Raw genomic sequence first — 25,552 nt, 5'->3', positions numbered from 1 at the left:
TTTATGTTTCAATTAAATTAGAATGAAGCGTTTAGGCCAAATAAAAATGTACGTGTTTTTGGATAAAAGTTATTGTTATCAATACCCGGTGTTAAACCGCCTATATTAACTTCAGGGTCTAAACCGCGGTACTTGGTTATCACAAATAAATTATCGCCTGTTACGTACAGCCTGATGGCTTTAAACGCACCGGTTTGGGTTTTAATAGTATAGCCTAAGGTAGCATTATCCAGGCGCAGATATGAGCCGCTTTCCAGGAAACGATCAGATATCAAATAGCCGTTCACGTCTGTAAATGCTTCGCCCAGCGTAAACGTTGGGATGTTTTGCAGTTTAGAATCTGTAGGGTTATTTAAGTTAGCCAGAGTTGCATTCAATATTTTGTTGCCCGTTACCGCACGTACCAGGAAGTTAAGATCGAAATTCTTATAGTTGAACGTGTTGCTCCAGCCATAAATCATCTTTGGCTGCGCGCTTCCCGCAACCCGCTGATCTGTTGTTAAAGGCTGGGTAGCAATAGTGGCACCGGCTGCATTTTGATAGGTACTTATACCAGTAGCATTTTTACCAAGGTAGTGCCATAAGTAAAATGTACCAATAGGCTGACCGGGTTGTACAATCTGGCTATAGTTACCAGACTGCCCCTTGCCGCCCAATTGCGCGGTGTAAAATGCAGGCAGGTTGTAAATATCCTTCGATAAGCTCTCTACCACGTTGGTGTTATGCGATACGTTGAAAGATGTTTTCCAGTTAAAACTGCCCGATCTTACTGCAACAGCAGTTAAACTTAACTCGACACCCGAATTTTTGATGTTACCCGCATTTGCCGTAATAGTGGGCAGGAAGTATTGGGTTAATGACACCGGGTACTGCGAATAGATCAGGTTGCTGGTGCGTTTGTCGTAATAATCAAATGAACCGGTAAGGCGGTTTTGGAACAAGCCAAAATCTATACCAACGTTAAGCGTTCCGGTACTTTCCCAACGCAGATCAGGATTAGGATTTTGCACGGGGCCAATAGCATTGATAATGTTGCCATTATACAAGAATTTACTGTTGGCGCTGCCATAAATTAACAACGGCGTAAACGGACTAAAACCAAGACTGTTACCAGATACGCCGTAACCAACCCTCAACTTCAGATCGCTTATAACAGGTATTTTTTTCATAAAGTCTTCGCCGATGATTCTCCAGCCTGCAGATACCGCCGGGAACAAACCATGGCGCGTATTTAAACCAAAGCCTGATGAACCATCATCCCGTAATGAAGCCTGTAACAAGTATTTATCATCAAACTGGTACTGCGCACGGCCGTAAAAAGATATCAGCCTTAAGGTTGATATAGGCGTAGTAGAATCAAACACGATTTGTGATAACTGGCTTGGGTTTGAAAGGGCCAGGTTATTATACATTAACTCGTCGTTTGAAAAACCTTGTGTTTGTACACCAAAACCATCATTGGTACGGTTTTGCTGGTAAGAGTAGCCCGCTAATAATTTTAACGAGTGTTTACCAAACTCTTTATCATAATTAAAATACGACTCGAAAATATTATTAGTGTTTAAATACGACTGGCGCTTGGCAACACCATTTAAACCTATGGCCAGGCCAGACATGCTGTTCTGGTAGCTGTTATAGTTATTCTGGTCGCGCTGTACAGAGCCGCTGAAAGTAAACCTAAGCCCGTCAATGATATCTAACTGGGCAACACCGTTTATCAGCGTTTTATTATCATTGGTTTTAATGGTGTTGTTATTTAGTAATGATAACGGGTTTAAAGTACCGCTACCTGTACGCTGGTAGTTTTCTTTATAGCTGCCATCCGGGTTGTAAGGGCTAACGGTCGGCAAATAAAATAACATGCCCGGCAATACGTTGGCCTGGTAAATGTCATTCACATCCGAGTTGGTATTGGTAACATTTAACCCCAGCTTTAAACGGTCATTAAAAAACCGCTGGTTAATATAGCCCCTGTAAATGGTGCGCTGTAACGACGTACGTTTAAGTACTCCATCATTTTTAAAATAGTTTACGCTTGCGCCATAATCAGAGTTTTTGCCGGCACCGCCGTAGCTGATGTTATGGTTTTGCGAGTAACCGGTACGTTCTACCAAACTTTGCCAGTCGGTGTTTGATCCATCATCGTCAATCGGGTTTTTCAGAGCCGTTACTTTATTATCTGCCAGGTATTGGCGCAACTGGTCGCCGGTTAGCATCTTTATTTTTTTAGATACACTTTGTATACCGGCATAACCGCTGTACGATAAGCGTGTCTGGCCGCTTTTGGCTTTTTTGGTAGTAACTATAATTACCCCGTTAGCCGCGCGCGATCCGTAGATTGCTGTCGATGCTGCATCTTTTAATACATCAATGCTTTCAATGTCGGCCGGTGCCAATACATCAATAGCAGCGCCGGGTACGCCGTCAATCACATAAAAAGGCTCTTGCGCGCCGCCATCCGTACGGAAGGTTGACGGGCCCCTTAAAATTACGGTAGGAGCTTTATTAGGGTCGTCGCTTTTGGTAATGTTCAGGCCCGCTATTTTGCCCTGTAATAAGTCGGCAGGGGTTGTGGTTACGCCCATATTAAACTCTTCGGCTTTTAAGGTCGCTATGGCTCCCGTTACATCTTTTTTGCTCGACGTACCATACCCAATAACTACAACATCCTTAAGCTGCTTAGCATCCGGTACCAGGCTAACATTTAGGGTGTTGCCGCCGGTGGTTTCCAGGTCCTTTGTTACGTAACCAACAAAGCTAAATCTTAACGTTACGTTACCGTTTACCCGCAGGCTGTAATTACCGTTAGCATCGGTCATTACCCCCGTGTTGGTACCTGCAATTAGCACCGAAACACCCGGGAGCGGTTCACTCTTTTCGTCTTTTACATTGCCGGTAATTGTTCGGCCAGTTTGCTGGGCAAGCGCAGCTACGCTCAACATTAAACAGCAAACTATTAATAATCGCTGGTAAATTTGTCTCATAGTGGTTCAAGATTTGGGTTTGTTGTATGTATTAATTAATATATTAAAATTTTAAGCAAAGCAAGGGTTATACTGTTATTACAAGATCAATTTACTATTAGCTTTAAATAAATTTTAAGGTTAAACTAATGCTATGTGGTTATAAAAAACAGCATAGAATTAATTTAGATTTAACATTGGTTTATATAGCTTTACGAACAGCTCATGCTCAAAAGTTTGATAAATGTAACAAGTTTGTTATTAACTTGTTTAATAATTTTATCTACGAAATTCAACTTTTTTATAAAAGCCTGTTTTACAGCCCGTCGCGTTTGCATATAGTGGGGCAGGTACCAACCATGCACCAAATACCGGGTGCATGGAGGAATAATCAAACTGCCACTGCTACTTAAAACTGCTTCTGCAAAAGGGGCGGTACCCGCTCCTATCGTTACGCGGCCTGATCCAAAGGCTAAATACCAATCAAAAAAAATCGGTAATTAATATAAAATACTAAAAATATTAGCATAACTTTACAGCCCGTATTATGCACGACGCCAAACAACATATCATCAATAAATTGCAGAAAGATATTTTGCAATGGCAGGGCTTTACCCCTCCTAAGGCTGGTATGCTTAAAGGCATAGGCCTGGGGCCAATAGAAGCGGCTTTTCCAAATGGCGTTTTCCCAACGGGTAATATTCATGAAATGATTTGCCCTACGCCCGAACAGGCCGCGGCTACAAGTGGGTTAATGGGCGGTATAACAGCTTTCTTAATGAAAAATGGTGGGGCCTGCTTATGGATAAGTAACGGCCGTAAGCTGTTTCCGCCGGCATTAATGACTTTTGGCGTAGTGCCCGATAAAGTAATATTTATTGATGTTGCCCGCGAGCGCGATGTGCTTTGGGCCATGGAAGAAGCTTTAAAATGCGAAGGTATTGCAGCCGTTATTGCCGAAGTGCGCGAGATAAGCTTCGCGCAATCGCGCAGGCTGCAACTGGCAATTGAGAGTAGTAAGGTTACCGGGTTTTTATTACGTACTGACCCAAGTAAGCTGGGTACAACTACCTGCGTGGCGCGCTGGCAAATCACATCGTTACCAAGCCGGCTTATAGATGAATTACCCGGCGTGGGCCATCCGCGATGGCAGGTAAACTTACTGCGGGTGCGTAATGGTAACCCCGGCAGCTGGAAACTGGAATGGGCCGATAGCGGATTCTTACCGGTTGAGGAGCACGAATTAATAATAGAACTGGATGAAAGAAGGGCAGGATAACTATGCAAAAGCGATTTATTTCTTTATGGTTCCGCCATTTAATGACTGACTGGCTTACGCTCCGCCAGCCTGAGTTAAAGGATGTACCATTTGTTTTGGCAGGGCCTTACCATAACCGCATAATCATACGGGCAGCTAACGCCCTTGCCGAACAACAAGGTATATCGGCGGGCATGGCTGCTGCCGATGCAAAAGCCTTAGTGCCTGAACTGAAAGTATTAGACGATATCCCGGGCCAGCCGGCCAAACTGCTTAAAGCATTAGGCGAATGGTGTATCCGTTATACCCCCGCAGTTGCTGTTGATCTGCCTGATGGGTTAATACTTGATATATCAGGCTGCACACACCTTTGGGGCGGCGAAAGGGCCTGCTTAAAAGAAATAGTTACGCGGCTGCGCAGCAAAGGCTATGATGTACGCGGCGCTATAGCCGATACGGCGGGCACAGCATGGGGCGTAGCCCGTTTTGGTAAGGTTAAACCTATTATTCCTCCTAACGGGCAGCAGGAGGCCTTGCTATCGCTCCCCCCTGCCGCCTTGCGTTTAGAGCAAGTAGTATTAGACAGGTTATATAAGTTGGGGCTATATACTATCAGCAAATTTATAGGCTTGGGTCGCACAACTTTGCGGCGGCGTTTTGGCGATGGTTTTTTACTGCGATTGGACCAGGCCCTGGGTAACGAGGCCGAACCCCTGCAATTACTGCAACCTATTGAGCCTTATACCGAAAGGTTGCCTTGTTTAGAACCTATCCGCACCGCGGTGGGCATAGAGATAGCTATTAAAAAGCTTTTAGAATCCCTTTGTAAGCGTTTGGCCAGCGAGGGTAAAGGTATCCGCATAGCGCTATTAAAGTGCTACCGTATAGATGGCCAGATGGTCTCAGCGGGCATCGGCACCAATAATGCCACCAATAACATTGATCATTTATTTAAACTGTTTGAGTTAAAAATAACTACAATTGAACCCGCCCTGGGTATTGAACTATTTACCCTTGAAGCACCTAAATCCGAAGATGTTGAGCCGGAGCAAGAGATACTATGGTTGCCCGGGGGGTGCGGGTTGGCCGATACGCGACTGGCAGAATTATTAGACCGGTTAGCTAATAAAATAGGTGCAGGCAATATTCATCGTTATGTGCCGCAAGAGCATTATTGGCCCGAGCGCTCTATCAAACCAACAATCTCATTAAAAGAAAAACCGCCAACCACCTGGCGCACCGATAGGCCGCGCCCGTCTATTTTATTGCCACAGCCCGAACGCATTGAGGTTACCGCCCTGATACCCGATTACCCGCCCATGTTGTTTATCTACAAAAATAAAACCCATCATATAAAAAAAGCCGATGGCCCCGAACGGATAGAACGCGAGTGGTGGCTTGACCAGGGCGAGCACCGCGATTATTATTATGTTGAGGACGAGCAGGGGCAGCGTTACTGGCTATTCAGGTCGGGCCATTATACCGGCGACCACACTAACCAATGGTTTATTCATGGATTTTTTGCCTGATGTATTATGAGCTATGCAGAGTTACAGGTAACCAGCAATTTTAGTTTTTTAAGAGGAGGCTCGCACCCCGAGGAATTGGCAGAACAGGCTAAAGCTTATGGCTATGCAGCCATTGCCATAACCGACCGCAATACCATGGCCGGCGTAGTGCGCGCGCACCAGGCAGCTAAAAACGTTGGCATAAAATTTATACCTGCCTGCCGGCTTGACCTGCTTGACGGCCCCGGCCTGCTGGCCTTCCCTACTAATATTACTGCGTGGGGCCGCTTATGTGCTTTACTAAGCATAGGGAATTTACGCACCGAAAAGGGCCAGTGCCATTTGTATAAACAGGATGTTTTTGAACATGCCGAAGGAATTAAGTTTATTGTAATTCCACCCGATGCGTTAAACAGCCGGTTTGATTTTGATGAGCGCTTTAAACAGGACCTGGAGTTATATCACCACAATTTAGGGAGCCAGCTTTACATTGCCGCCAGCCGCTCATACAACGGCGACGATGCTAAACGCCTGCACCGTATAGCGCAGTTGCCAATACCTATGGTAGCTACTAACGATGTGTATTATCACACCGCTACGCGCCGCGAATTGCAGGATGTAGTTACCTGTGTGCGCGAAAAATGCACCATTACCAACGCCGGGTTTAAGCTGCATGCCAATGCCGAGCGGCATTTAAAAAGTATTGACGAAATGCAGCGCCTGTTTCGCCAATACCCGGATGCTATTGCGCGCACGCTTGAAATTGCCGATGCCTGCACTTTTTCTTTAGATACCTTAAAGTATTTAGAACCCGAATGGAAAAGCCCCGACGGCCGCACTGCCGATGAACACCTCGCCGAGCATACCTGGGCCGGAGCAAAAAAAATGTTTGGCGAAGCCATGCTTCAAAAAACCCGGAACCAGATACTATTTGAGCTGGCCTTTTTTAAACGGCGTAAGCTGGCCCCTTATTTTCTGCGGATACATGAGTATACTAATAAGGCCAAAGAACTGGGTATCCTGCACCAGGGCCGTGGTTCGGCGGCAAATTGTACGGTTTGTTATTGTTTGGGCATAACGCCGGTTAACCCCGAAAAATCAAACCTGTTGTTTGCCCGCTTCATGTCAGACGCGCGCGAAGAATGGCCCGATGTGGATGTTGATTTTGAGCATGAACGGCGCGAAGAAATTATCCAATGGATCTATGAAACCTATGGGCGCGAACATGCCGGTATTGTAGCCACCGTAACCCAGGAAAGGCATAAAGGCGCTATCCGCGATGTAGGTAAAGCTATGGGCCTGTCCGAAGATACCATCAAACGCCTCTCGGGTGTTATCTGGCATTATGCAGAAGATGCTTTCGACCGCGAACGTATCATCGCCCAGGGGTTAAACCCCGATGACCCGCACCTGCAAAAGATCCTGGAGCTGACGGATCAGCTAATGGGGTTCCCCCGGCAACTGGGCCAGCATACCGGCGGCTTTGTCATCACCCAGGCCAAGCTATCAGATTATTGCCCGGTAATGAACGCCCGGATGGCCGACCGCACCCAATTGGAATGGAACAAAGACGACCTGGAGGCCTTAGGTATTTTAAAGGTAGACGTACTGGCATTGGGCATGCTAACCTGTATCCGCAAGGCGTTTGATCTGGTGCGCGATAATTATGGTATCGATCTTACTTTAGCAAACGTACCGCAGGACGACCCGCTGGTATACGATATGATCTGCGATGCCGATACCTTAGGGGTGTTCCAGATAGAGAGCCGGGCGCAAATGTCTATGCTGCCACGCTTAAAGCCAAGGGTGTTTTACGATTTGGTGATAGAGGTTGCCATTGTACGCCCCGGCCCTATCCAGGGCGACATGGTGCACCCCTACCTGCGCAGGCGCGATGGTATAGACCCCATAATATATCCTACCCAGGAGTTAAAGGAAATATTAGAACGGACCAAAGGGGTACCGCTATTCCAGGAACAGGCTATGGAAATTGCCATTGTAGCGGCAAACTTCACCCCTGCCGAGGCCGACCAGCTGCGCCGCAGCATGGCTACCTTTAAAGCCAAGGGGCAGGTAAGCGCGTTCCGTAAAAAACTGATAGATGGCATGGTGGCCAAGGGCTACGACGAAGAATTTGCGGGCCGCATTTTTAAACAGTTAGAAGGCTTTGGCAGCTATGGCTTCCCCGAGAGCCATGCCTATAGTTTTGCGCATTTGGTATACATATCCTGCTGGTTAAAATACCATTACCCCGATGTATTTGCCTGCTCGCTGCTTAACAGCCAGCCTATGGGTTTTTACCAACCCGCGCAAATTGTTATTGATGCCGAGCGGCACGGTGTTATTGTGCGCCCTGTAGATATTAACCATTCCGGGTGGGATAATACACTGGAAGAAAAAGACGGCAAATACCGCGCCCTGCGCTTAGGTTTCAGGCAGGTAAAGGGCTTAAGGCAGGACGATATGCAGGCCCTTATTGCCGGCCGTGGCAGCGGTTACCATAGTATGAGCCAGTTAAGCGATGCCGGTATATCGCAGGCCGCTATTGAAACATTGACCGACGCCGACGCGTTCCGTTCGTTAAACCTCGACCGCCGCCAGGCCCTGTGGGAAGTACCCGCGCTAAACGATAAACCCATCGGCCTGTTTGCCGGCCAACCATCAGAGAGTGCAACCGAAGCACAAATAAGCCTGCCGTTTATGACCCCGGCCGAGCATGTGGTGCACGATTACGCCGCCACCGGCCTGTCGCTTAAAGCGCACCCGGTTAGCTTTTTGCGCCCGCAGTTAAACATGCTGCAGGTAACCCCCAATGCTCAACTACCGCTACTTAATAATGGCGACCCCATAAAAGTAGCGGGCCTTATAACCGTACGGCAACGGCCCGGCACCGCCAAAGGGGTATTATTTATCACTATCGAAGATGAAACGGGTTTTTCAAACCTGGTAGTGTGGGAAAAGGTGTTTGAACAATACCGCCGCGAAATATTACAGGCACGCCTGTTTATGGTTGAGGGTAAAGTGCAGATAGAGGGCAAGGTGATACACGTAGTTGCCCGGCGCTGCTTTAACCTTAGCCCCCTGCTAAGCAAACTAACCCCGCTGCCCAACAACAACCAACCCGTACTCACCCTATCCCACGCAGACGAAACAACCTCGCCGGCACATGGCGGCTCAAACAAGGGCCAGCAGCAGGTTAAAAAGCAGGAGGAAGTTTTTCATAAGGGCAGGAATTTTCATTAGGGCGTTTACACCCTTTGGGCGGCCGGGCTAACCGCTCATACGCGTACAATACTAACGCCAGGTTACCGCAAATAACGTTAGTGAATTATCAACATAACCAGTAGTCGTTTTTATTTTTTGAATCCATTCAGGGATGCCCGATTTGATTTTTTTTATTTGATAAGGCGCTAATAAATGTTGATAATTTGCAATGTCAGTAGTTTTTATGAGTATCAAATTGGTAACACCGTTATTAAAGTTATTAAGAAGGGTAACATCTAAAGGCTCTGCCGAAACATTTTCATCCCGGTAAAAGTTTTGGTTTATAAGTATAGGCATATAAGGATTGCGCATATCAACATACCATAACTTCACTTTGTCATTTTTGTATTGGGTATGTATTGTTTGCATTATGTTTAACCGGCCTTTACTATCAGCAGGAGACAACATAGTTATTACCAAAGCAACTAAATTTATAATTACTAATACTGATGAAACGTAATAAATAAGCCGTCGTTTATTGAAGAAACTAAATTTTGACAGGTCCTGAAGAGAAAGCACTATTGCAAGTGGTAACACGTTAACTAACGGGAAAAGAAACCTTGTCTCTTTGTGAGGTGTCATCATATGGATGAGTAAGAAAGGCAATATCACCCAGCATATAAAGTTTTTATTATGCGATATAAACAAGTTAATTATACATAGCCAAATTAAAATGCCAATAGGCGTAAACGCATCAATGGTTGAATTGAGAAAGTAAAAATACCAGGGATATACACCATAGTTGGATGCAACATTATGAATTACGTTTGCCACATAATAATTGTAAAACGTTAGCGTAAAACTGCCGTAAAACCAATAATCTATACCGATACCCAGGAGTAATATTAAAGAACCTCCAAGTAAAACTTTCAGCAGATCTTTTAAAAGAATTTTATGGATAAAAATCAACCATAAAATAAAGCCTAAGGACATAAAGGCGGTTTGAAACCTGAACAAAAAACTCACCCCCAGTAAACACCCTATTAATAAATACCGGAATTTTATATCGCTATATAACAGAGCGATGCTTAAAATAAAAGCCAGGCCCGCGCACGACTCTGACGAAAACCTGACATTCACAAACGGAATGAACCATAAAAAGTAACTAAGTAAACTATACCAGGTTCTAAAGTCGGGATTAATTAAATGCGCAGTCTTTTTAATAAAATATGTGATAATAAGCAACGCCACTATACCCGTGCATAACCGCAGGATAATCATTAATATATAGGGGTCATTGATATGTATCATCCTCATCAATGACAAAAAAACGTATGCCATCGCGGGTTGTGCCGCAGGCCTTATTTTGGCATTATATTCCCAGGGCAGGTCGTCCGGGGTGTTGTGACCGGTTTTCAGATCGGCAAATTCTATGATCTGGTAATGCTCGTCATAGTAATAATACCCATTGTTAAAAACCGCGCTTATGGCGTAAATAATAAAAGCGGCTATTAATATTAATTTACTTTTGGGCATTTTAGAAAATACGGATTGATAGGATTGTTATTACACTAAATATACGACCTGTATTGAAAAATGCCGGTAAAAAGAAGGTGTTTTCTTTTTACCGGCATTATGAATCCGAGCATTAATGCCGGAATTAATTACATTACCTGTTTATTAATTTTTTATAGTCAATCGTTTCGAAATCAAATTCGTCTTCTTTATTTGTTGATGAGTTCACAATAATAGGGAAATATTGCATGGTTGCTTTGGGCACCATAAGGCGATATTCAGTACCATTTTCATTTTTCATTTCCCAAACAGCTAACATTGTTTTTTTATCAAGTACAAAAATATTTACTTCTGACGGACAGGATTGGTCGATCGAAACAAGGTGTTTAGTTTTGATAATATATAAGTTATCGGTTTTTTTAGTAACCGAGTCTAACGCAATAGGTGTATAACCATCACCAAACAAATAAGGCATTAATGTTGAATCTGTTACCATTATAGTACCCTTACCTCCTGCATCACTTGGCTGATATAAATAGTATTTATTGCGATATTTTACCACCGGTCGCCATTCGGTTGGGAAATCACTCAGATTAAGATGACTTAAAACAGCCTTACGTTTACTTAGTTCGTTAAGGTAGTACCTGATGTTTTGATTGTCGTAAACACTAACTCCAAAAACAGTATTGTAAAAAAGCGAATTTTTGTTTTGGTCAATAAAGATAGAATTGGTCCTTACGCCATTCGTGGTTTTTCTTTTCAAGAAAAATGTATCTTTTGACATCACGTTAGTATCAATTCTTATCTTAATAGTATCGCCACTCAGATCATCAATATAACTTTCTGTATAACTACCACTTTTAATGCTAGTAGAGCAACTCATTAAAAATAAGTTTAATAAAAATATCACTCCTAATGTTTTCATAATAATTTAAAATGATGGAACCATTCGTCTTATATTAAGTACGTCAAACGTAACACCGCGATGATACGAAGTAACAGAAGTGCCTTGCAATGTAAGAGCAACCGGATCGTAATATAATTTATTATTCTTGTTTCTACCTTCTACCGGGCTACTTGTTGCGTTTTCGTAAAATCTAAAGTAACGCCTTCCGTCTGCTTCCACTCCAGACCCTACAATTACAACAAAATGAGTCGTCATATGATCGGCATTCCCAGGCGTATAATAGCCTGGTCTACTGTTAATTGCAACTATCACTGGTATGGAATTATTTAAAGAAGATAGTAAATAATTTACACACAATTACTTAAGTTTTAACGAGTCCCCATAATTTCGTTGGTTTATAACCGACTTAGCCAATACATTAGTACGTACGCCATAATTTGTAGACGCGTATTGCAAATTGGCTGCAAATGCCGCCAGTAATAGGAGTATGCCCAGTATTTTAAATATTGTTTTTGCCATTGGTTTATTTAATATTAATATAAAGAGACGGGTTCAATATCTTCACGCTGATTAATAAGTTCGCGCATTTCTTGCTTCAGGCTATCCGTATCATACCAGGTTTTAACGCGCCTGTGGGTATAAACACCTAAGGTACACAGGTAAGCAATACTCAGTACCATAAGTATTTTGCGGTACCTGTACTTTAAACAGAATGCCCTGTCAAGCAGCCATGCCAGGATAAAAAATATACCTATTGAAGCGACATAGACATACCTGTCGGCCACAATAGCAAACCGCGGGATAGAAACGATATGCAGCGCAACAGCTATATGTAATATAAAAAATAACATCCCGAAAAACACCCAGCGTTGCTTCCAAAAACTCCATAAACAAATTATAACAGCTATAACAACAAAAGGGTATGGCCAAAAGCGCGCAGGCAACGGGAAACCTTGCGGGTTAGGAAACGGGTATAAATAAGAAAGCTTATAAGGGATAAGGCATTTAAAAAGATAGTCGACCAGTGAATAACAAGCGAAAATTATTTTTTGATACCAGGGATATTGTGCTTCATTTGATAATGCCCCGGAACCCGTTACCGCTTGCGAAACCAGGGTAAAGATCCCGAATAGTACAGACAAAATAAAAAAAGGCAATTTTTCTAACCATCGTTCCAGGTTTTTAAAGTCCCTGTTTAACGCATAGTCTATCAATATAAAACAAACAGGCAATGTTACGGCCTGCTCTTTTGCGCCAAACGCTATTATAAAAAACAGCAACGTAAGGAAGTAGTATTTCAGCTTTAAATTAACAGTATAACTCAGGTAAAAATGCAGTGCGATCAAATAAAAAAACGCATACAAAAGAATTTTCGAAGCGGATATCCACGCTACTGCCTCCACAAGAAATGGATGGATAGCAAAAAGAATAGCAGTGAAATAGGCAATACGCACTACAGAGCCTTCATTAAATCCTTTATTTAAGCGTAACAGCTTTTTCACAAAATCAAAAACAAGCAACACATTAAGGATATGAATAACCAGGCACGCACCATGAAAAGCCATGGCGTTATACCCAAATATAGTATGAAGTGAAGTGTAGTAAAGTTGATTTACAGGCGCGTATTGTCCATGATAAAACTCCGAAAGGATTGCCCAAAGGTTTTTACGGGTGAACCCATCATTGGTATAATGATTAATGACTACCCACTGGTCGTCCCAAAAATTTTGAAACTGGTTATTAAACGTTGGGAAATAAACCAGGAAACATACCAGTAGTAAGCTAACTGACAGCCAAATATTATTCTTTAAAGGGTTTAACTTTAGTCGGTTAAAAAAGGCAGGCATAGTGTTTAGGTTATTATCGCTAAATAACACAATAATATTAATCAAAAGAAATTGTTATTCATAATGTTCAATAAACTACAAGCTGCGTTAACGTTGGAAGCGGATACCGGCCACCGCGCACGTTGATGTTGTTTGGCTATGCCTTCTTCCGCCGATCCGGTGTTTCACTTTTAGTGTTTCACTCCTAAAAAAGTAGCAAAAAACGGTCGTTTTTTAATTATTTGATTATCAACATATTGATTAAATTTTTAGTTTAAAAACACTGACTTATAAGGGTGTTTCAAAGTGTTTCACTAAAAAATATAATTTACTTTATATCAATAGGTTAACTAAAAAGGTGTTTCAAGTGTTTCACTTTTAAAGTGAAACACCCTTAACAAAAAAGCCACAGGTTAAACCCATGGCTTTTGTATGCTTAAACAGATGTGTTATTTCGAAACGTAGTGAGAAATCTTATACGCCTTCCATATCGCTTATATAAGATTTCTCACTCGTTCCTCGTATCGAAATGACACATTAAGGATAACAAATGAACATACTTTTATTGATAAGTCACATTAAGCGTAATAGGCACGCTTAGCGCTTTGCTGATAATGCAGTTGGCTTTGGCGCCTTCGGCAATCTCTTTAAATTTGGCTTCGTCTACCCCGGCAATCACAGCACCTTTTAACTCCAAATGGATACCGGTAATGGCAAGGGCCTGCATGTCAAGGTCAAGGATGGCGTCGGTGGTCAGGTCGCCCGGCGTAAAGCCAGCCTGCGACAGGGCCGCACCAACTGCCATGGTAAAGCAGCCTGCGTGTGCAGCGGCAATCAGTTCTTCGGGGTTGGTGCCAATGCCGTCGGCAAAGCGCGTTTTAAACGAGTATTGGGTATTGTTAAGTATGGTACTCTGGGTGGTGATCTCTCCCTGGCCTTCGGTTAAAGTGCCGGCCCAGTGGGCGTGTGCGGTGCGTTTCATGGTGGTTATAGTTTAATGGTTATGTATGTGTAAATATAGTGATTTGAGTGATGAGTTGTGGGTTGTGAGTTATGAGCTTTTGTTTTCTTACTCACTACTCAAAACTCATCACTCACCACTTCGCCCGTTCGTACTGTACGGGCCATTTCACTTCATCGTGCCCAAGCTCGTGCGCGGCACGCAGCGGGAAATGCGGGTCGCGCAGCAACTCGCGGGCTATGAAAACCATATCAGCCTGGCCTGTTTGTATAATGTCGTCGGCTTGTTTGGCTTCGGTTATTAAACCTACCGCGCCGGTAAGGATGCCGGTTTTGCCAATAGCCCCGGCAAACTCAACCTGGTAACCCGGCTTAAGCGGGATCTTAGCTATTACGTTACCACCCGATGAGCAATCAATCAGGTCGACCTCTTTATGCTTCAGGATAGCAGCTAAGGCTACCGAATCATCAATGGTCCAACCACCTTCGGTCCAGTCGGTTGATGAAATCCGCACCAACAGCGGCTTGTTTGCCGGCCATACTTCCTTCACGCTTTCCACGACCTCCAACAGCAAACGGATACGGTTCCCGAATGGCCCGCCATACTCGTCGATCCGTTGATTACTTAACGGCGAGTAGAACTCGTGGATCAGGTAGCCGTGCGCTGCGTGAATCTCTATCACGTCAAAACCCGCAGCCAGGGTGCGGGCGGCAGCGGCCTTAAAATCTGCCTTTACCTTTTCTATTCCGGCTTTGTCCAGCTCCAAAGGGGCTTCTTCTTTGGTATTAAAAGGGATGGCGCTTGGCGCTACGCTTTTCCAGCCGTTGGGTTGATTGGAAGGGATTTGCGCGTTACCGTTCCACGGCAACTCATGACTGGCTTTGCGGCCGGCGTGGGCCAACTGTGTGCCTGATAGCGCGCCTTGCGAGTGGATGAACTCATTGATCTCTTTTAGCTTCGCGATGTGCTCATCCTTATAAATGCCCAGATCGCCATAGCTTATCCGCCCCTCCGGCGATACGGCGATAGCTTCGGTAATCACCAACGCTGCGCCGCCTACGGCACGGCTGCCTAAATGTACCAGGTGCCAGTTGGTGGCAAAACCGTCAACGCTGCTGTATTCGCACATCGGCGATACAACGATCCGGTTCTTAAACTGTGTGTCTTTTATCTTGAGTGATGAAAATAGATTTGGCATGTTTAGTTTTTTTGACAAATATGAGTGGTAACCGCATTAATTAGTTTCAGGGTTTTGTAAGAATACCCGCTTATGATAGTAAGATGATAAACTTACTCTACTTTCTCTTCGCGCTTGACCAGTAGTACGTCGTCACCTTCTAAGGGCAGGTATCCGTATTCGTAGCAAAAGTGATAGGTTTTGCCGTTTTGGGTATCGTACTTGTTGGTAAGGTATTTAAAATTGAAGCCTTTGGCAGCCATTTTAGCGGTGGTGGTTTTGGTCTTGCCACCGGGGTTCATCTCTTCCAGAATACGCCTGTTACGTTTTAATATGTTGTTGATATTGCGCACCAGGTTATAGCTGTTGCTATTGAGCTGGTTGTTATAATTATTGCGGCACAGGTCGTTACAAAACTTCTTATCGGCACGGCCATGAATGGGGTTGCCGCAATCAAGGCATGTTTTTTCGGTTTCCATAAGGCTAAGGTAACCAATATTATATCCGCTTGCAAACGTTTGCAAATGTATATTGTCGACTATAAACGCTTAATAACCGACTAATTTTTGTCGGCCGCTGCACCTTTGTATTGTCAATTAAAACGTAGAACAAGTAAACTTAGAAATCATGAACTCATTAAAAAACAGCGTACGCCTGGTAGGCAACTTAGGCATGGACCCAGAAATTAAAACATTTGACACCAACAAGAAACTGGCTAAGCTATCCCTGGCTACCAGCGAGAGCTACAAAAACGACAAAGGCGAAAAGATAACCGATACGCAGTGGCATAACCTTGTAATATGGGGCGCACAGGCCAAAATAGCCGAAGACGTACTGAAAAAAGGCGACGAGATCATAATTGAGGGGCGTATAAACAACCGTAACTACCTGGATAAAGACGGCAATAAAAAGTACACATCAGAAATTGTGGTGAACGAGTTTTTAAAAGTAAGCAACCGTAATTAAACAGGTTATAATGATATAAACCCTAAACCTTATCATTAAAAATCCTAAACCTTATCATTAAAAAACCTAAACCTTATCACTATATTTGTTATGTACTTAGAAGCAAAAGAAACCGCCCGGTTATACCAGTTGTTATCTGATAAATTAGGTAACGACACAACCGAGGCCATGTTTAAATACATTGATAATAAAACAGAACGATCTGTGGAAAACACCATCCAAACATTGGCTACTAAAGATGATCTTGCAAAGGTTAAATACGACCTAAGCGAAAAGATTGGCAACTCTGTAAAATGGATGTTTATTTTTTGGATCGGGCAAGTTGGTGCAACCTTAGCAATTGTTTTCTTATTCTTAAAGAAATAGATATGACTGTCGAGGCGGCCGCTTTAGACGATATTAAAAGAGATTTTGGCGGGTTGAGTACGTTTATGCATAAATGTAAAACCGACATTATTAAATGGATGGCTTTTTTTCTATAACTCAGCCGATAATAGTGTACATCATTTTGTATTGGGCATTACACAAATAAAAAGTGTCCCATCGTTTTATCTGGTCGGTCCTCTTCGCGGGCGGACAACCACAGCTTAAAGCTCTAACGCATCACTAACACCGATGCGTTTTTTTATGGAGTAGCTGCAGATACCGGTAATACCTTGCCATTGTAAAACTTGTGGCCGGTCAAGGCAAAGTCGGCAATGTATTTACCCATCTCGAAAGCCATTACCGGGGATTGATAACCCGGGAAGGCTTTCTCAAGCATTTCAGTCTGTGCCGAACCTAAAGCAAGGCAATTAACTTTTATACCTTGCTCTGCAAACTCTTGCGCCAGGCATTCAGTAAGGGTGTGTAAAGCAGCTTTACTTGCCGAGTAAGCTGATAGCCCAACAAACTTGGAACTGCCCTGGTAGCCGCCCATACTGCCTATATTTAAAATATGCGATCCGGCCGGCATAAACTTTTGCAGGCTTTGGATAATACGCACGTGGCCTATAAAGTTGCTTTGCAGCATTTCAACAAAATCGGTTTCTAATAGCTCGGCAAAGGGTTTATTTATGAGTACGCCGGCATTGTTTATCAGGGCATCTATATTACCATCAAAGTTGGCAGTGATGAATTGTTGTAGGCCGTCATAATCATCATGAACGATATCAAAGGCAATTGGATACAAGGTCGCATCCGGATTAAGGCCCGCGCAGATCTCGGCAAGGCGGGTCAATTTATCCTGCGAACGTGCTAACGCGATAACCTTATGCTTGCCCGATAAGATCAGCTCCACTACTGCCTCAAACCCTACCCCACTGCTTGCACCTGTTATAACAATATTCATGATCTATTCTTTTTCGTTGCTGTCGTCTTCGGCTATCTCACCTTTAGGTAAACCCTCCTGTAATCGACTTGGCCTTATTACATAGTAAATGCCCAATAAAGCAACCAATAGCGATATCACATAAAAAGATCCCGGCAGGAAAACCGCCAGTGTACTGTCCATTGGGAATACTTTGGTTAACTGGGTAAATACAGTTTCACGGATGCCTGCCCCACCTATACTAATAGGTATAATGGTAGCTAAAGCCGATATCAAAAATGATAATAAATATGGCGAGAATTTACCCGCAAAATCCTGCCCCAACAATATAAAAACTATGGACAATACCTGGAAACCCTGAACTATAACCGCCTTTGCATGGCCCGCAAAAAAGTAACGGGTGTATTCCCTGAAAAACTTGTAAGCCACAAAGTAATATACAGCTGATGCTACCGCGAAAATACCTAATGGGATACCAATGTGGATATCAATTTGCGGGATCATGAATATCAATACAACGGTTATTAAGCCTATGGCCCAAAGGCCGCTCAGTCTGTCGAAAAGTATCGCAAAAAAAACTTTCCTGCCAGGTAGCTTATAGGTTTTGTTAAGGATGTAAATTTTATAGCCGTCGCCGCCAATACCACCGGGAAGCAGGAAGTTATAAAACAATCCTAACAAGTATAAACGGAAGTTAAATTTAGGATCGAGACGTAAATTTATCGATTTAAAAAAACTTGATAAGCGCGATGCTGATATCACCATCGAAATAAAGAAACATACCAAAGCTGCAAGCATCCACCAGTAATTAGCGTGGAGCATACGATACTTAACATCTGCAAAAGGCACACGCCTGAAAACAAAGTATAACAGCACGGTAGTAACCGCGAATTTTAAAAGTGTTTTGGTGATGTTCCAAAGCTTTTGTTTTAGGGTTTTGGGTTGTATCTCGTCCTCAACCTCTTCAATAATGCTTTTATCGATATCTGTCATTGGTGCAAAGGTAATAATTTAGAGATTAGTTAATTGTTGATTAGACGTTAGTGATTGGTTAAGAAATGTTAAACTGTAAGTATCCGCAAGATAATTATTAGATATCCATGACCAATTTCGCACCAACTAATCAATATTACTGACCTCTGGCTCCTAATCTCTAACCACTAATTATTACCTTTGCACAAATTTTTAGGGGAATGAGTAAAGTACAGGTAGGTATAGTGCAGATGAGCTGCACAGCTAACAAGCACGAAAATTTACAGAAAGCCATTGTAAAGGTTAAAGAAGCTGCCGCCAAAGGCGCGCAGATAGTTTGTCTGCAGGAGTTGTTTACGTCGCTTTATTTTTGCGATGTAGAGGACCATGATAACTTTTTACTGGCCGAGGCTATTCCGGGCCCGTCAACCGACGAGCTATCAAAAGTTGCTGCCGATCTGGGAGTTGTTATCATCGCTTCTTTATTCGAGAAACGCGCGCAGGGCCTGTACCATAACACCACGGCAGTTATTGATGCCGATGGTGCCTATTTAGGCAAATACCGCAAAATGCATATCCCTGACGATCCGGGTTTTTACGAAAAGTTTTACTTCACCCCCGGCGACCTGGGCTACAAGGTTTTCAAAACAAAATTTGCTACTATAGGTGTGTTAATTTGCTGGGACCAATGGTACCCCGAAGCTGCACGCATTACCGCTTTAATGGGTGCCGAGATATTATTCTACCCTACCGCTATAGGCTGGGCAACAACGCAGGACGAAGCCACCAACGTTGAACAATACAATGCCTGGCAAACCATCCAACGCTCGCACGCGGTGGCTAATGGCGTACACGTAGTTAGCGTTAACCGTGTGGGCGAAGAAGCCGGCGTTCAGTTTTGGGGCGGATCTTTTTTTGCCAATCCGTTTGGTACAGTGATCCATCAAACTACGCATACAGATGAAGAAGTGATTGTACAGGAATTGGATCTGAATAAAACGGATTATTACCGTACGCACTGGCCGTTTTTACGCGATCGTCGTATAGACTCGTACCAACCGATAACTAAACGTTTGTTAGACGAGGATTAATCATGGACTATCCAAAACAACAAGGGTTTACCTTCCCTGCCGAGTGGGCCAAACACAAAGCCACCTGGCTAAGCTGGCCGCATAAGGAAGAATCATGGCCTGGTAAGTTACCTACCATCTACCCTAAATACTGCGAGTTTATTAAAGTTTTGACCGAAGGCGAACTGGTGCGGATAAACGTAAAAGATGAGCAGATGGCGGCTTTTGCCAAACAGCAGTTAATGCTGATTGATACTGATCTAACCAAAGTTGAGTTTTTTGAATTTGGAACCAATGATGCCTGGTGTCGTGACCATGGCCCGGCGTTTTTAATAAACCCTGTTACTAAACAGAAAGCCATTGTTGATTGGGGTTATAATGCATGGGGAGGAAAGTATCCGCCGTTTGACCTGGATGATGTTATCCCTACCAAAATTGGTAAACATTATGGTTTGGATGTTTTTCATCCGGGTATAGTGATGGAGGGTGGTTCGGTTGATTTTAATGGCGCAGGTACAATTTTAACCTCAAGGGCCTGCCTGCTTAATCCAAACCGCAATCCGCACTTAAATCAGCAACAAATAGAAGAATATCTGTATAACTATTACGGTGCTGAGCAAATTTTATGGGTTGGCGATGGTATTATTGGTGATGATACCGATGGCCATATTGATGATATTACCCGCTTTGTAAATGAAGATACGGTAGTTACCGTTATCGAAGAAAACAAAGCCGACGAAAATTACCATATCCTGCAGGAAAACCTGGACGAGTTAAAAACCATGCGCTTGCTAAATGGTAAACAACTAAATATTATCGAACTGCCCATGCCCGACCCGGTTGTTTATGACGATCAGCGCCTGCCGGCATCATACGCTAACTTCTACATAGGCAATGCGGCCGTGGTTGTACCTACCTACCGTTGCGACAAGGATGAGAAGGCTTTAGAGATACTGCAAGCCTGTTTCCCGGATAGAAAAGTTGTAGGCATTGATTCTACCGATATTATATGGGGATTAGGCAGTTTCCATTGTTTGAGCCAGCAGGAGCCGGAGGTATAGCATAACTATTGTTTCAAATCATTAATACCGCCTGATAAAAATCACCTTCGGATATGCGAAAGTCACCACATCTGCCCAATTTTTGATGCCGGTAAAAGCGCATGTGTATACAACCTAACTTTTCACCGACAATACACCCCCATTTACCGAGTTCTTTAAGGATAATGGCCAGATTTAGTTTTGGGTGGCTATATTAGTGCCTTACTTTTGAGTAAGATTTAAAATTAAGACATCATGGATAACAACAATATAAATACACAACATATACAAGGTTCAAACAGGGGCAAAGTTATAGCAGGTATGATACTGCTCGTAGTCGGCGTGTCAGTATTACTAAAACAATTTGATTATTTCTTTTTACCGCACTGGTTATTTGGCTGGTACGATTGGTTGATCTTGGGTGGTATCTATATCGGCGCCAAAAACAACTTCCGTAATCTTTCATGGGTAGTGATGGTAACTATAGGTATTGCCTTTTTACTTAACGACGCTATACCAAGTTTTGACATAAGCGGTATCTTCTGGCCAATAGCACTGATAGCTTTTGGTATAACTTTGATAGTGAGACGTAATAATAATCATTGGGATAAAAAAGAATGGAAACGCAAGTGGGATGCCGGTAAATACAACTTTAATAACCCTAATGCCATAAACCCTAATGAGCCTGTGGTTGACTACACTGTTGGCGGTACAGAAGGCGAGCAATCAACATCGACCAACCAAAGTACAGGTGGTTATACTGGCGACGAGCATTTAGAAGCGCTGTCGGTTTTTGGTAGTGTAAAGAAAACCATCTACGCTAAAAACTTCCAGGGAGGCGAGATCGTAAACATATTTGGCGGCGCCGAGCTTGATTTAACCCAAGCTGATATTAACGGCCGCGTATACATAGATATAACCCAGGTATTTGGCGGTGTTAAAATGGTAGTTCCATCGCACTGGACCATCGTATCAGACATGGCATCTGTTTTTGCAGGCTTTGACGATAAACGTGTACGCACCACAGCTCCGTTAGATAATACGAAGATATTGGTACTTAAAGGTGTGTCCATATTTGCAGGTGTAGATATCCGCAGCTACTAATTGATTTTTATCAACTTAAACTTATAACGTTTTGGCGGTACCGCAAACATTCACTTTTCAAAAATTACGTTGGGCAATGTTAGCCTGTGGGCTTGCGTGGGCAGGCTTGCAGGCTTACATTATCAACGGTTTTGGATTTTTATGGTTCACGGCATTAACCGATGCAATAGTAAGCTCCATACTACTTGCGGCCGCCTGCTGGCTCATTAATAATAACCTGCGCTATTACCAACCCGGTAAAGGCAGCTACATGAACATACTGATATGGTGCGTAGCCCTGGCTGCCGCCTGTACTGCCGGCGCCCGGTATATATTGCCATTTATAAATAAAGACATCGTATATGCCAACTTCATGGCGCAATCGTTAGTTATACGTTTCTTCACAGATTTTTTGGCGATAGGCTGGATGGCCATGATCAGTATGATCTGGTACTCGCAGATAGATCAGAAAGAAAACGAAAGACGCAAAGCCGAGGCCGAGCAACTGGCCCGTGATGCCGAGCTTTACAATTTGCGCCAACAATTACAGCCCCACTTTTTATTTAATAGTTTAAACTCTATAAATGCGCTAATAGGTTTTAAGCCTGAAGAAGCGCGTAAGATGATCCACCAGTTATCAGACTTCTTGCGGGGCACACTAAAAAAGGATGACCAGCTACAGGTTACGTTAAACGAGGAACTGCAACACCTTAACTTATACCTGGAGATAGAAAAGGTACGTTTCGGTCATCGCCTTAAAACCGAGATAAGCTGCGACCCGCAATGTGGCGAAAGTATTATGCCGGCCATGTTATTGCAGCCATTGGTTGAGAACGCAATTAAGTTTGGATTGTATGATACAACAGAGGATGTAGTGGTAAGCATCCGTGGCGAATTAGAGGGCAATTACCTGGAGCTGATCGTACAAAACCCGTACGACCCGAAGACATCGCGCCCCCGCCAGGGCACCGGTTTTGGCCTTAGCGGCGTACAACGCCGATTATATTTGCTTTTTGCACGTAATGATTTGATGGAAACTCACGCAAATGATAATATATTTACAACCATAATTAAAATACCACAGTAAATGATACGTGCTTTATTAATTGACGATGAGCCTTTGGCCCGTATGGTTGTTAGAGAATATTTAATGGCTTTCCCGCAGATAGAAGTTTTGCAAGAATGCGGCGATGGCTTTGAAGGCCTTAAAGCCATACAACAGCACCAGCCCGACCTGATATTCCTGGATGTACAGATGCCCAAGATAAACGGCTTCGAAATGCTGGAGCTGGTTGATGAGCAACCAGCCGTAATATTTACCACCGCGTTTGATGAGTATGCCATAAAAGCATTTGAGGCACACGCTACCGACTACTTGCTTAAACCATTTAGCAAAGAGCGTTTTAATAAAGCTATTGATAAGTTTCTGGCCCAGGCACCTGCCATCGCGGGAACGCCTAAACAACAGGATAACCTGTTAGAAACCGCATCGGCATCGCCTGCGCAACATGAGCGTATTGTGGTAAAAACCGGCACCAAGGTAAAGATCATCCCGGTTGTGGATGTGCAATACTTGCAGGCAGATGATGACTATGTAAGCGTATTTACACAGGAAGGCTCATACCTTAAAAATAAAACCATGAGTTTCTTTGAGCAAACGTTAGATCCGCGCCAGTTTGTACGCGTGCACCGAAGCTATATAGTAGCTGTACAGGAAATAACCCGTATTGACCCTTACGAAAAAGACAGCCACCTGGCCATTCTGAAATCGGGCGCTAAAGTACCGGTAAGCAAAACCGGTTATGTAAAGCTGAAACAGGTATTGGGAATTTAGAGATTAGAGCTTGAAGATTAGAGATTAGTGCTATCACTTTTAAATTGACAGAACTAATCTCTAATAAGTAAGTAACTCATCACTACCTACGCAAACTGCGCCATTTTTTCCAACTCATCGGCACTTGGGCCGTAGCTGCCGGGGATAGCAATATTTAATAATCGCAAATAAACACCCAACTGCGCGCGGTGATGAATGGTTTGCGCCAATGTCATCCTAAGGGTTTCATATTTAGTCATAGCCGATAGAATGTAGTCGCCATTGCGTAGCGTCCATGGTTTGCTTAATTCGTCTTCGGTCATGCTTTCCAGGTTTGCACGGCCATCTGCCAACTGGTTTTCAAATACTTCCAATACATCGGCTGTATTGTTATGAAAAGTTGGTTCGTACGGATTGGCTGCAAAATCCAATCCATCGGTAGTAACTGCCATTGTTAACCAGCCGGGTAACTCGGCAATGTGGTTAGACAACTTTTGTATGCTCATGCTTTTGGGGTGCGGCTGCCAGTCGTATTTGTCGTTTGGCACAATACTTAACATGTTACGGGTAATTTGAGCTTCCTGCTCAACTTCCTTTAATAATAATTTGATGATTGACATAGCTTATGGTTTTATGTTGTTTGTTGATACAAAGAAACCATGGGCTAATGACAGCCCTATGTCAGCAGGAAATTTAAATTATTACTGATTAACCGGTTCATATTGATACACGACCTTATACGGCACATTTTTTAATTTAGCCGATACCTGGCCTACACGCAGATCTTCCAGTTGCGGGGTGGGCTCGCATTCTGAATATACCTTCCCATTGTAGACTATAGGTGTCCCAACGGGTTTACTAAACTGTACCGCGATATTTATATGGGTTGGATATAGTAATACTATCATGGGCATATTGTAAATTTCCTTCACCAGGCAAAAAAACAATGCCGCTCTATCATCACAGTCACTATATTTTGAAAATAAGGTTTCTTCGGGCGACAACCGTTTTTCCTTACCAAAGTTCTGCTCATCGTCCTCATATAAAAAAGCATACCGGGTAAACCGCATTAAATAGTCAACCCCTTTTTTCTGGCTCATCCCGCTAACGTTTTTCTTAAGCAGAGGTATTAAAGAGTTATAGGTTTCTTTAGTGAGCGGGATATTAAAATATGATTCAAAATCAACAACCGGATAATTAGTAAAGATTGCTTCGACATCAGTATTTAACTTTACCTCAAAATAATATTCGCGGTTGTGGTAACTAAAATTTAATAGCTTGCTGATATAACTGTCCGGCTTAAAATCAGGCATTTTAGTAACCTTGTAAGAAAATGCTTTATCTGCCCCCGGCACCGGTATGTTAACAGGCACAGGTATATCTTTATGGAGATCAAGCCTAACATAATCGTGATAGTTCAGGGTCATGTATTTCTTATTATCCACCATAAAGAAAGGGATATCTGAAATTTCCTCATCATTCAGAATATAAAAAATAATCCTGTCGCCGGCAAGTGCAAGCCTCGCATCATAACCTGACTTGACCATCAGGAACCATTTATATAAGGTATACCGGTTATAGTTGTCGGCTTTGTGGCTTATTTGCTCCGCGGTTTTGCGAATAAGCTGGTAATACAACCAGTCATTTAATCCGTGCAGCTCTTTGAACCTAAGCAGGCTATCAATTACGGGTTGATATTTTGATGAGTTAACCGTAACATAAAAATCTTTTGCTGCCTGAGCAGTAAGCAGTATCGGAACTTTGATGAAAGTGCTATTATCAAATTCTACATTTACTACGCCATCACAAAATTCAAAACATACCTTTCTAGTCTTATCCTGGCTATAAGCATCAGTCTGGGTAAGTAAAAGAGATAATATAAAGACAACTTTAAGAAAGTGTTTCATTAAAGGTCAATTGGTTATTAAAGTTAAGCATAAATATATCTTATTTACGAATTTATTTAGTACGACGTTGCTA

The 25,552-nt window shown here is 43.1% G+C and carries 22 protein-coding genes; 10 read left to right on the top strand and 12 right to left on the bottom strand.

Annotated features, from left to right (window positions below; all coding sequences use genetic code 11):
- Positions 1-17: 17 nt before the first annotated feature.
- Positions 18-2,984, bottom strand: coding sequence for a SusC/RagA family TonB-linked outer membrane protein (locus ABIB50_RS24940; RefSeq protein WP_429384363.1), 2,967 nt, complete (start codon positions 2,982-2,984; stop codon positions 18-20).
- A gap of 526 nt (positions 2,985-3,510) precedes the next feature.
- Between ABIB50_RS24940 and ABIB50_RS24935 the strand changes: the two genes are divergently transcribed.
- From ABIB50_RS24935 to ABIB50_RS24925, 3 genes are read left to right on the top strand one after another with little or no spacing between them, the layout of a single operon-like run.
- Positions 3,511-4,242: an ImuA family protein gene (locus ABIB50_RS24935; protein ID WP_429384360.1), complete on the top strand. Its 732-nt coding sequence runs from the start codon at positions 3,511-3,513 to the stop codon at positions 4,240-4,242.
- Between the two features lie 2 nt (positions 4,243-4,244).
- Positions 4,245-5,750 carry a Y-family DNA polymerase gene (locus tag ABIB50_RS24930; protein ID WP_429384357.1) on the top strand — a complete coding sequence of 502 codons (1,506 nt, stop codon included), beginning with the start codon at positions 4,245-4,247 and terminating at the stop codon, positions 5,748-5,750.
- 6 nt (positions 5,751-5,756) lie between these two features.
- The gene (locus tag ABIB50_RS24925; RefSeq protein ID WP_429384354.1) at positions 5,757-8,972 is read left to right on the top strand and encodes an error-prone DNA polymerase; all 3,216 of its coding nucleotides are present in this window, start codon (positions 5,757-5,759) and stop codon (positions 8,970-8,972) included.
- Positions 8,973-9,023: 51 nt separating this feature from the next.
- Here the strand turns inward: ABIB50_RS24925 and ABIB50_RS24920 are convergent, their stop codons facing one another.
- The 7 genes from ABIB50_RS24920 to ABIB50_RS24890 all read right to left on the bottom strand — a co-directional run bounded on the left by ABIB50_RS24920 (position 9,024) and on the right by ABIB50_RS24890 (position 15,798).
- The gene (locus ABIB50_RS24920; RefSeq protein WP_429384352.1) at positions 9,024-10,469 is read right to left on the bottom strand and encodes a hypothetical protein; all 1,446 of its coding nucleotides are present in this window, start codon (positions 10,467-10,469) and stop codon (positions 9,024-9,026) included.
- 133 nt (positions 10,470-10,602) lie between these two features.
- Positions 10,603-11,331, bottom strand: coding sequence for a hypothetical protein (locus ABIB50_RS24915; RefSeq protein WP_429384350.1), 729 nt, complete (start codon positions 11,329-11,331; stop codon positions 10,603-10,605).
- A 381-nt stretch (positions 11,332-11,712) separates the two neighbouring features.
- Positions 11,713-11,874, bottom strand: coding sequence for a hypothetical protein (locus tag ABIB50_RS24910; protein WP_429384347.1), 162 nt, complete (start codon positions 11,872-11,874; stop codon positions 11,713-11,715).
- A gap of 14 nt (positions 11,875-11,888) precedes the next feature.
- On the bottom strand, positions 11,889-13,202 hold the full coding sequence (locus ABIB50_RS24905; RefSeq protein ID WP_429384345.1) for a hypothetical protein: 1,314 nt from the start codon (positions 13,200-13,202) through the stop codon (positions 11,889-11,891).
- A gap of 541 nt (positions 13,203-13,743) precedes the next feature.
- On the bottom strand, positions 13,744-14,163 hold the full coding sequence (locus ABIB50_RS24900) for an OsmC family protein (protein WP_429384342.1): 420 nt from the start codon (positions 14,161-14,163) through the stop codon (positions 13,744-13,746).
- Positions 14,164-14,275: 112 nt separating this feature from the next.
- Entirely contained in the window at positions 14,276-15,340 is a 1,065-nt protein-coding gene (locus ABIB50_RS24895; protein WP_429384340.1) for an NADH:flavin oxidoreductase/NADH oxidase, read from the bottom strand.
- Positions 15,341-15,432: 92 nt separating this feature from the next.
- On the bottom strand, positions 15,433-15,798 hold the full coding sequence (locus ABIB50_RS24890) for a hypothetical protein (RefSeq protein ID WP_429384338.1): 366 nt from the start codon (positions 15,796-15,798) through the stop codon (positions 15,433-15,435).
- Between the two features lie 148 nt (positions 15,799-15,946).
- Here ABIB50_RS24890 and ABIB50_RS24885 point away from each other — a divergent pair, with 148 nt between their 5' ends.
- Together ABIB50_RS24885 and ABIB50_RS24880 are read left to right on the top strand one after the other, a co-directional pair.
- Positions 15,947-16,285 (top strand): single-stranded DNA-binding protein, encoded by a 339-nt coding sequence (locus ABIB50_RS24885; RefSeq protein ID WP_429384336.1) that lies wholly within the window; start codon positions 15,947-15,949, stop codon positions 16,283-16,285.
- Positions 16,286-16,375: 90 nt separating this feature from the next.
- Entirely contained in the window at positions 16,376-16,651 is a 276-nt protein-coding gene (locus ABIB50_RS24880) for a hypothetical protein (protein WP_429384334.1), read from the top strand.
- 259 nt (positions 16,652-16,910) lie between these two features.
- Here the strand turns inward: ABIB50_RS24880 and ABIB50_RS24875 are convergent, their stop codons facing one another.
- Positions 16,911-17,615 (bottom strand): SDR family NAD(P)-dependent oxidoreductase, encoded by a 705-nt coding sequence (locus ABIB50_RS24875; protein WP_429384332.1) that lies wholly within the window; start codon positions 17,613-17,615, stop codon positions 16,911-16,913.
- A 3-nt stretch (positions 17,616-17,618) separates the two neighbouring features.
- A complete protein-coding gene (locus tag ABIB50_RS24870; RefSeq protein ID WP_429384330.1) occupies positions 17,619-18,587 on the bottom strand; it encodes a lysylphosphatidylglycerol synthase transmembrane domain-containing protein in 969 nt (322 codons plus the stop codon).
- Between the two features lie 200 nt (positions 18,588-18,787).
- Here ABIB50_RS24870 and ABIB50_RS24865 point away from each other — a divergent pair, with 200 nt between their 5' ends.
- From ABIB50_RS24865 to ABIB50_RS24845, 5 genes are all read left to right on the top strand, one after another.
- Positions 18,788-19,657 (top strand): carbon-nitrogen hydrolase, encoded by an 870-nt coding sequence (locus tag ABIB50_RS24865; protein ID WP_429384328.1) that lies wholly within the window; start codon positions 18,788-18,790, stop codon positions 19,655-19,657.
- Positions 19,658-19,659: 2 nt separating this feature from the next.
- A complete protein-coding gene (locus ABIB50_RS24860) occupies positions 19,660-20,697 on the top strand; it encodes an agmatine deiminase family protein (protein WP_429384325.1) in 1,038 nt (345 codons plus the stop codon).
- Positions 20,698-20,931: 234 nt separating this feature from the next.
- The gene (locus tag ABIB50_RS24855) at positions 20,932-21,780 is read left to right on the top strand and encodes a LiaF transmembrane domain-containing protein (protein ID WP_429384322.1); all 849 of its coding nucleotides are present in this window, start codon (positions 20,932-20,934) and stop codon (positions 21,778-21,780) included.
- Between the two features lie 31 nt (positions 21,781-21,811).
- A complete protein-coding gene (locus ABIB50_RS24850) occupies positions 21,812-22,846 on the top strand; it encodes a sensor histidine kinase (RefSeq protein WP_429384319.1) in 1,035 nt (344 codons plus the stop codon).
- Positions 22,847-23,593 carry a LytR/AlgR family response regulator transcription factor gene (locus tag ABIB50_RS24845; RefSeq protein ID WP_429384316.1) on the top strand — a complete coding sequence of 249 codons (747 nt, stop codon included), beginning with the start codon at positions 22,847-22,849 and terminating at the stop codon, positions 23,591-23,593.
- An 86-nt stretch (positions 23,594-23,679) separates the two neighbouring features.
- Here the strand turns inward: ABIB50_RS24845 and ABIB50_RS24840 are convergent, their stop codons facing one another.
- Both ABIB50_RS24840 and ABIB50_RS24835 read right to left on the bottom strand, forming a co-directional pair.
- Positions 23,680-24,192: a DinB family protein gene (locus tag ABIB50_RS24840; RefSeq protein ID WP_429384313.1), complete on the bottom strand. Its 513-nt coding sequence runs from the start codon at positions 24,190-24,192 to the stop codon at positions 23,680-23,682.
- Between the two features lie 81 nt (positions 24,193-24,273).
- Positions 24,274-25,479, bottom strand: coding sequence for a hypothetical protein (locus ABIB50_RS24835; RefSeq protein WP_429384311.1), 1,206 nt, complete (start codon positions 25,477-25,479; stop codon positions 24,274-24,276).
- Positions 25,480-25,552: the final 73 nt, after the last annotated feature.

This window comes from Mucilaginibacter sp. UYCu711, assembly GCF_050433825.1.
GTDB lineage: Bacteria > Bacteroidota > Bacteroidia > Sphingobacteriales > Sphingobacteriaceae > Mucilaginibacter.
This window is presented reverse-complemented; position numbering and strand designations above follow the sequence as displayed.

Excerpts from the sequence above, each read along its gene's own strand:
- ABIB50_RS24940 (WP_429384363.1), bottom strand. The coding sequence starts at position 2,984 with ATGAGACAAATTTACCAGCGATTATTAATAGTTTGCTGTTTAATGTTG.
- ABIB50_RS24935 (WP_429384360.1), top strand. The coding sequence starts at position 3,511 with ATGCACGACGCCAAACAACATATCATCAATAAATTGCAGAAAGATATT.
- ABIB50_RS24930 (WP_429384357.1), top strand. The coding sequence starts at position 4,245 with ATGCAAAAGCGATTTATTTCTTTATGGTTCCGCCATTTAATGACTGAC.
- ABIB50_RS24925 (WP_429384354.1), top strand. The coding sequence starts at position 5,757 with ATGAGCTATGCAGAGTTACAGGTAACCAGCAATTTTAGTTTTTTAAGA.
- ABIB50_RS24920 (WP_429384352.1), bottom strand. The coding sequence starts at position 10,469 with ATGCCCAAAAGTAAATTAATATTAATAGCCGCTTTTATTATTTACGCC.
- ABIB50_RS24915 (WP_429384350.1), bottom strand. The coding sequence starts at position 11,331 with ATGAGTTGCTCTACTAGCATTAAAAGTGGTAGTTATACAGAAAGTTAT.
- ABIB50_RS24910 (WP_429384347.1), bottom strand. The coding sequence starts at position 11,874 with ATGGCAAAAACAATATTTAAAATACTGGGCATACTCCTATTACTGGCG.
- ABIB50_RS24905 (WP_429384345.1), bottom strand. The coding sequence starts at position 13,202 with ATGCCTGCCTTTTTTAACCGACTAAAGTTAAACCCTTTAAAGAATAAT.
- ABIB50_RS24900 (WP_429384342.1), bottom strand. The coding sequence starts at position 14,163 with ATGAAACGCACCGCACACGCCCACTGGGCCGGCACTTTAACCGAAGGC.
- ABIB50_RS24895 (WP_429384340.1), bottom strand. The coding sequence starts at position 15,340 with ATGCCAAATCTATTTTCATCACTCAAGATAAAAGACACACAGTTTAAG.
- ABIB50_RS24890 (WP_429384338.1), bottom strand. The coding sequence starts at position 15,798 with ATGGAAACCGAAAAAACATGCCTTGATTGCGGCAACCCCATTCATGGC.
- ABIB50_RS24885 (WP_429384336.1), top strand. The coding sequence starts at position 15,947 with ATGAACTCATTAAAAAACAGCGTACGCCTGGTAGGCAACTTAGGCATG.
- ABIB50_RS24880 (WP_429384334.1), top strand. The coding sequence starts at position 16,376 with ATGTACTTAGAAGCAAAAGAAACCGCCCGGTTATACCAGTTGTTATCT.
- ABIB50_RS24875 (WP_429384332.1), bottom strand. The coding sequence starts at position 17,615 with ATGAATATTGTTATAACAGGTGCAAGCAGTGGGGTAGGGTTTGAGGCA.
- ABIB50_RS24870 (WP_429384330.1), bottom strand. The coding sequence starts at position 18,587 with ATGACAGATATCGATAAAAGCATTATTGAAGAGGTTGAGGACGAGATA.
- ABIB50_RS24865 (WP_429384328.1), top strand. The coding sequence starts at position 18,788 with ATGAGTAAAGTACAGGTAGGTATAGTGCAGATGAGCTGCACAGCTAAC.
- ABIB50_RS24860 (WP_429384325.1), top strand. The coding sequence starts at position 19,660 with ATGGACTATCCAAAACAACAAGGGTTTACCTTCCCTGCCGAGTGGGCC.
- ABIB50_RS24855 (WP_429384322.1), top strand. The coding sequence starts at position 20,932 with ATGGATAACAACAATATAAATACACAACATATACAAGGTTCAAACAGG.
- ABIB50_RS24845 (WP_429384316.1), top strand. The coding sequence starts at position 22,847 with ATGATACGTGCTTTATTAATTGACGATGAGCCTTTGGCCCGTATGGTT.
- ABIB50_RS24840 (WP_429384313.1), bottom strand. The coding sequence starts at position 24,192 with ATGTCAATCATCAAATTATTATTAAAGGAAGTTGAGCAGGAAGCTCAA.
- ABIB50_RS24835 (WP_429384311.1), bottom strand. The coding sequence starts at position 25,479 with ATGAAACACTTTCTTAAAGTTGTCTTTATATTATCTCTTTTACTTACC.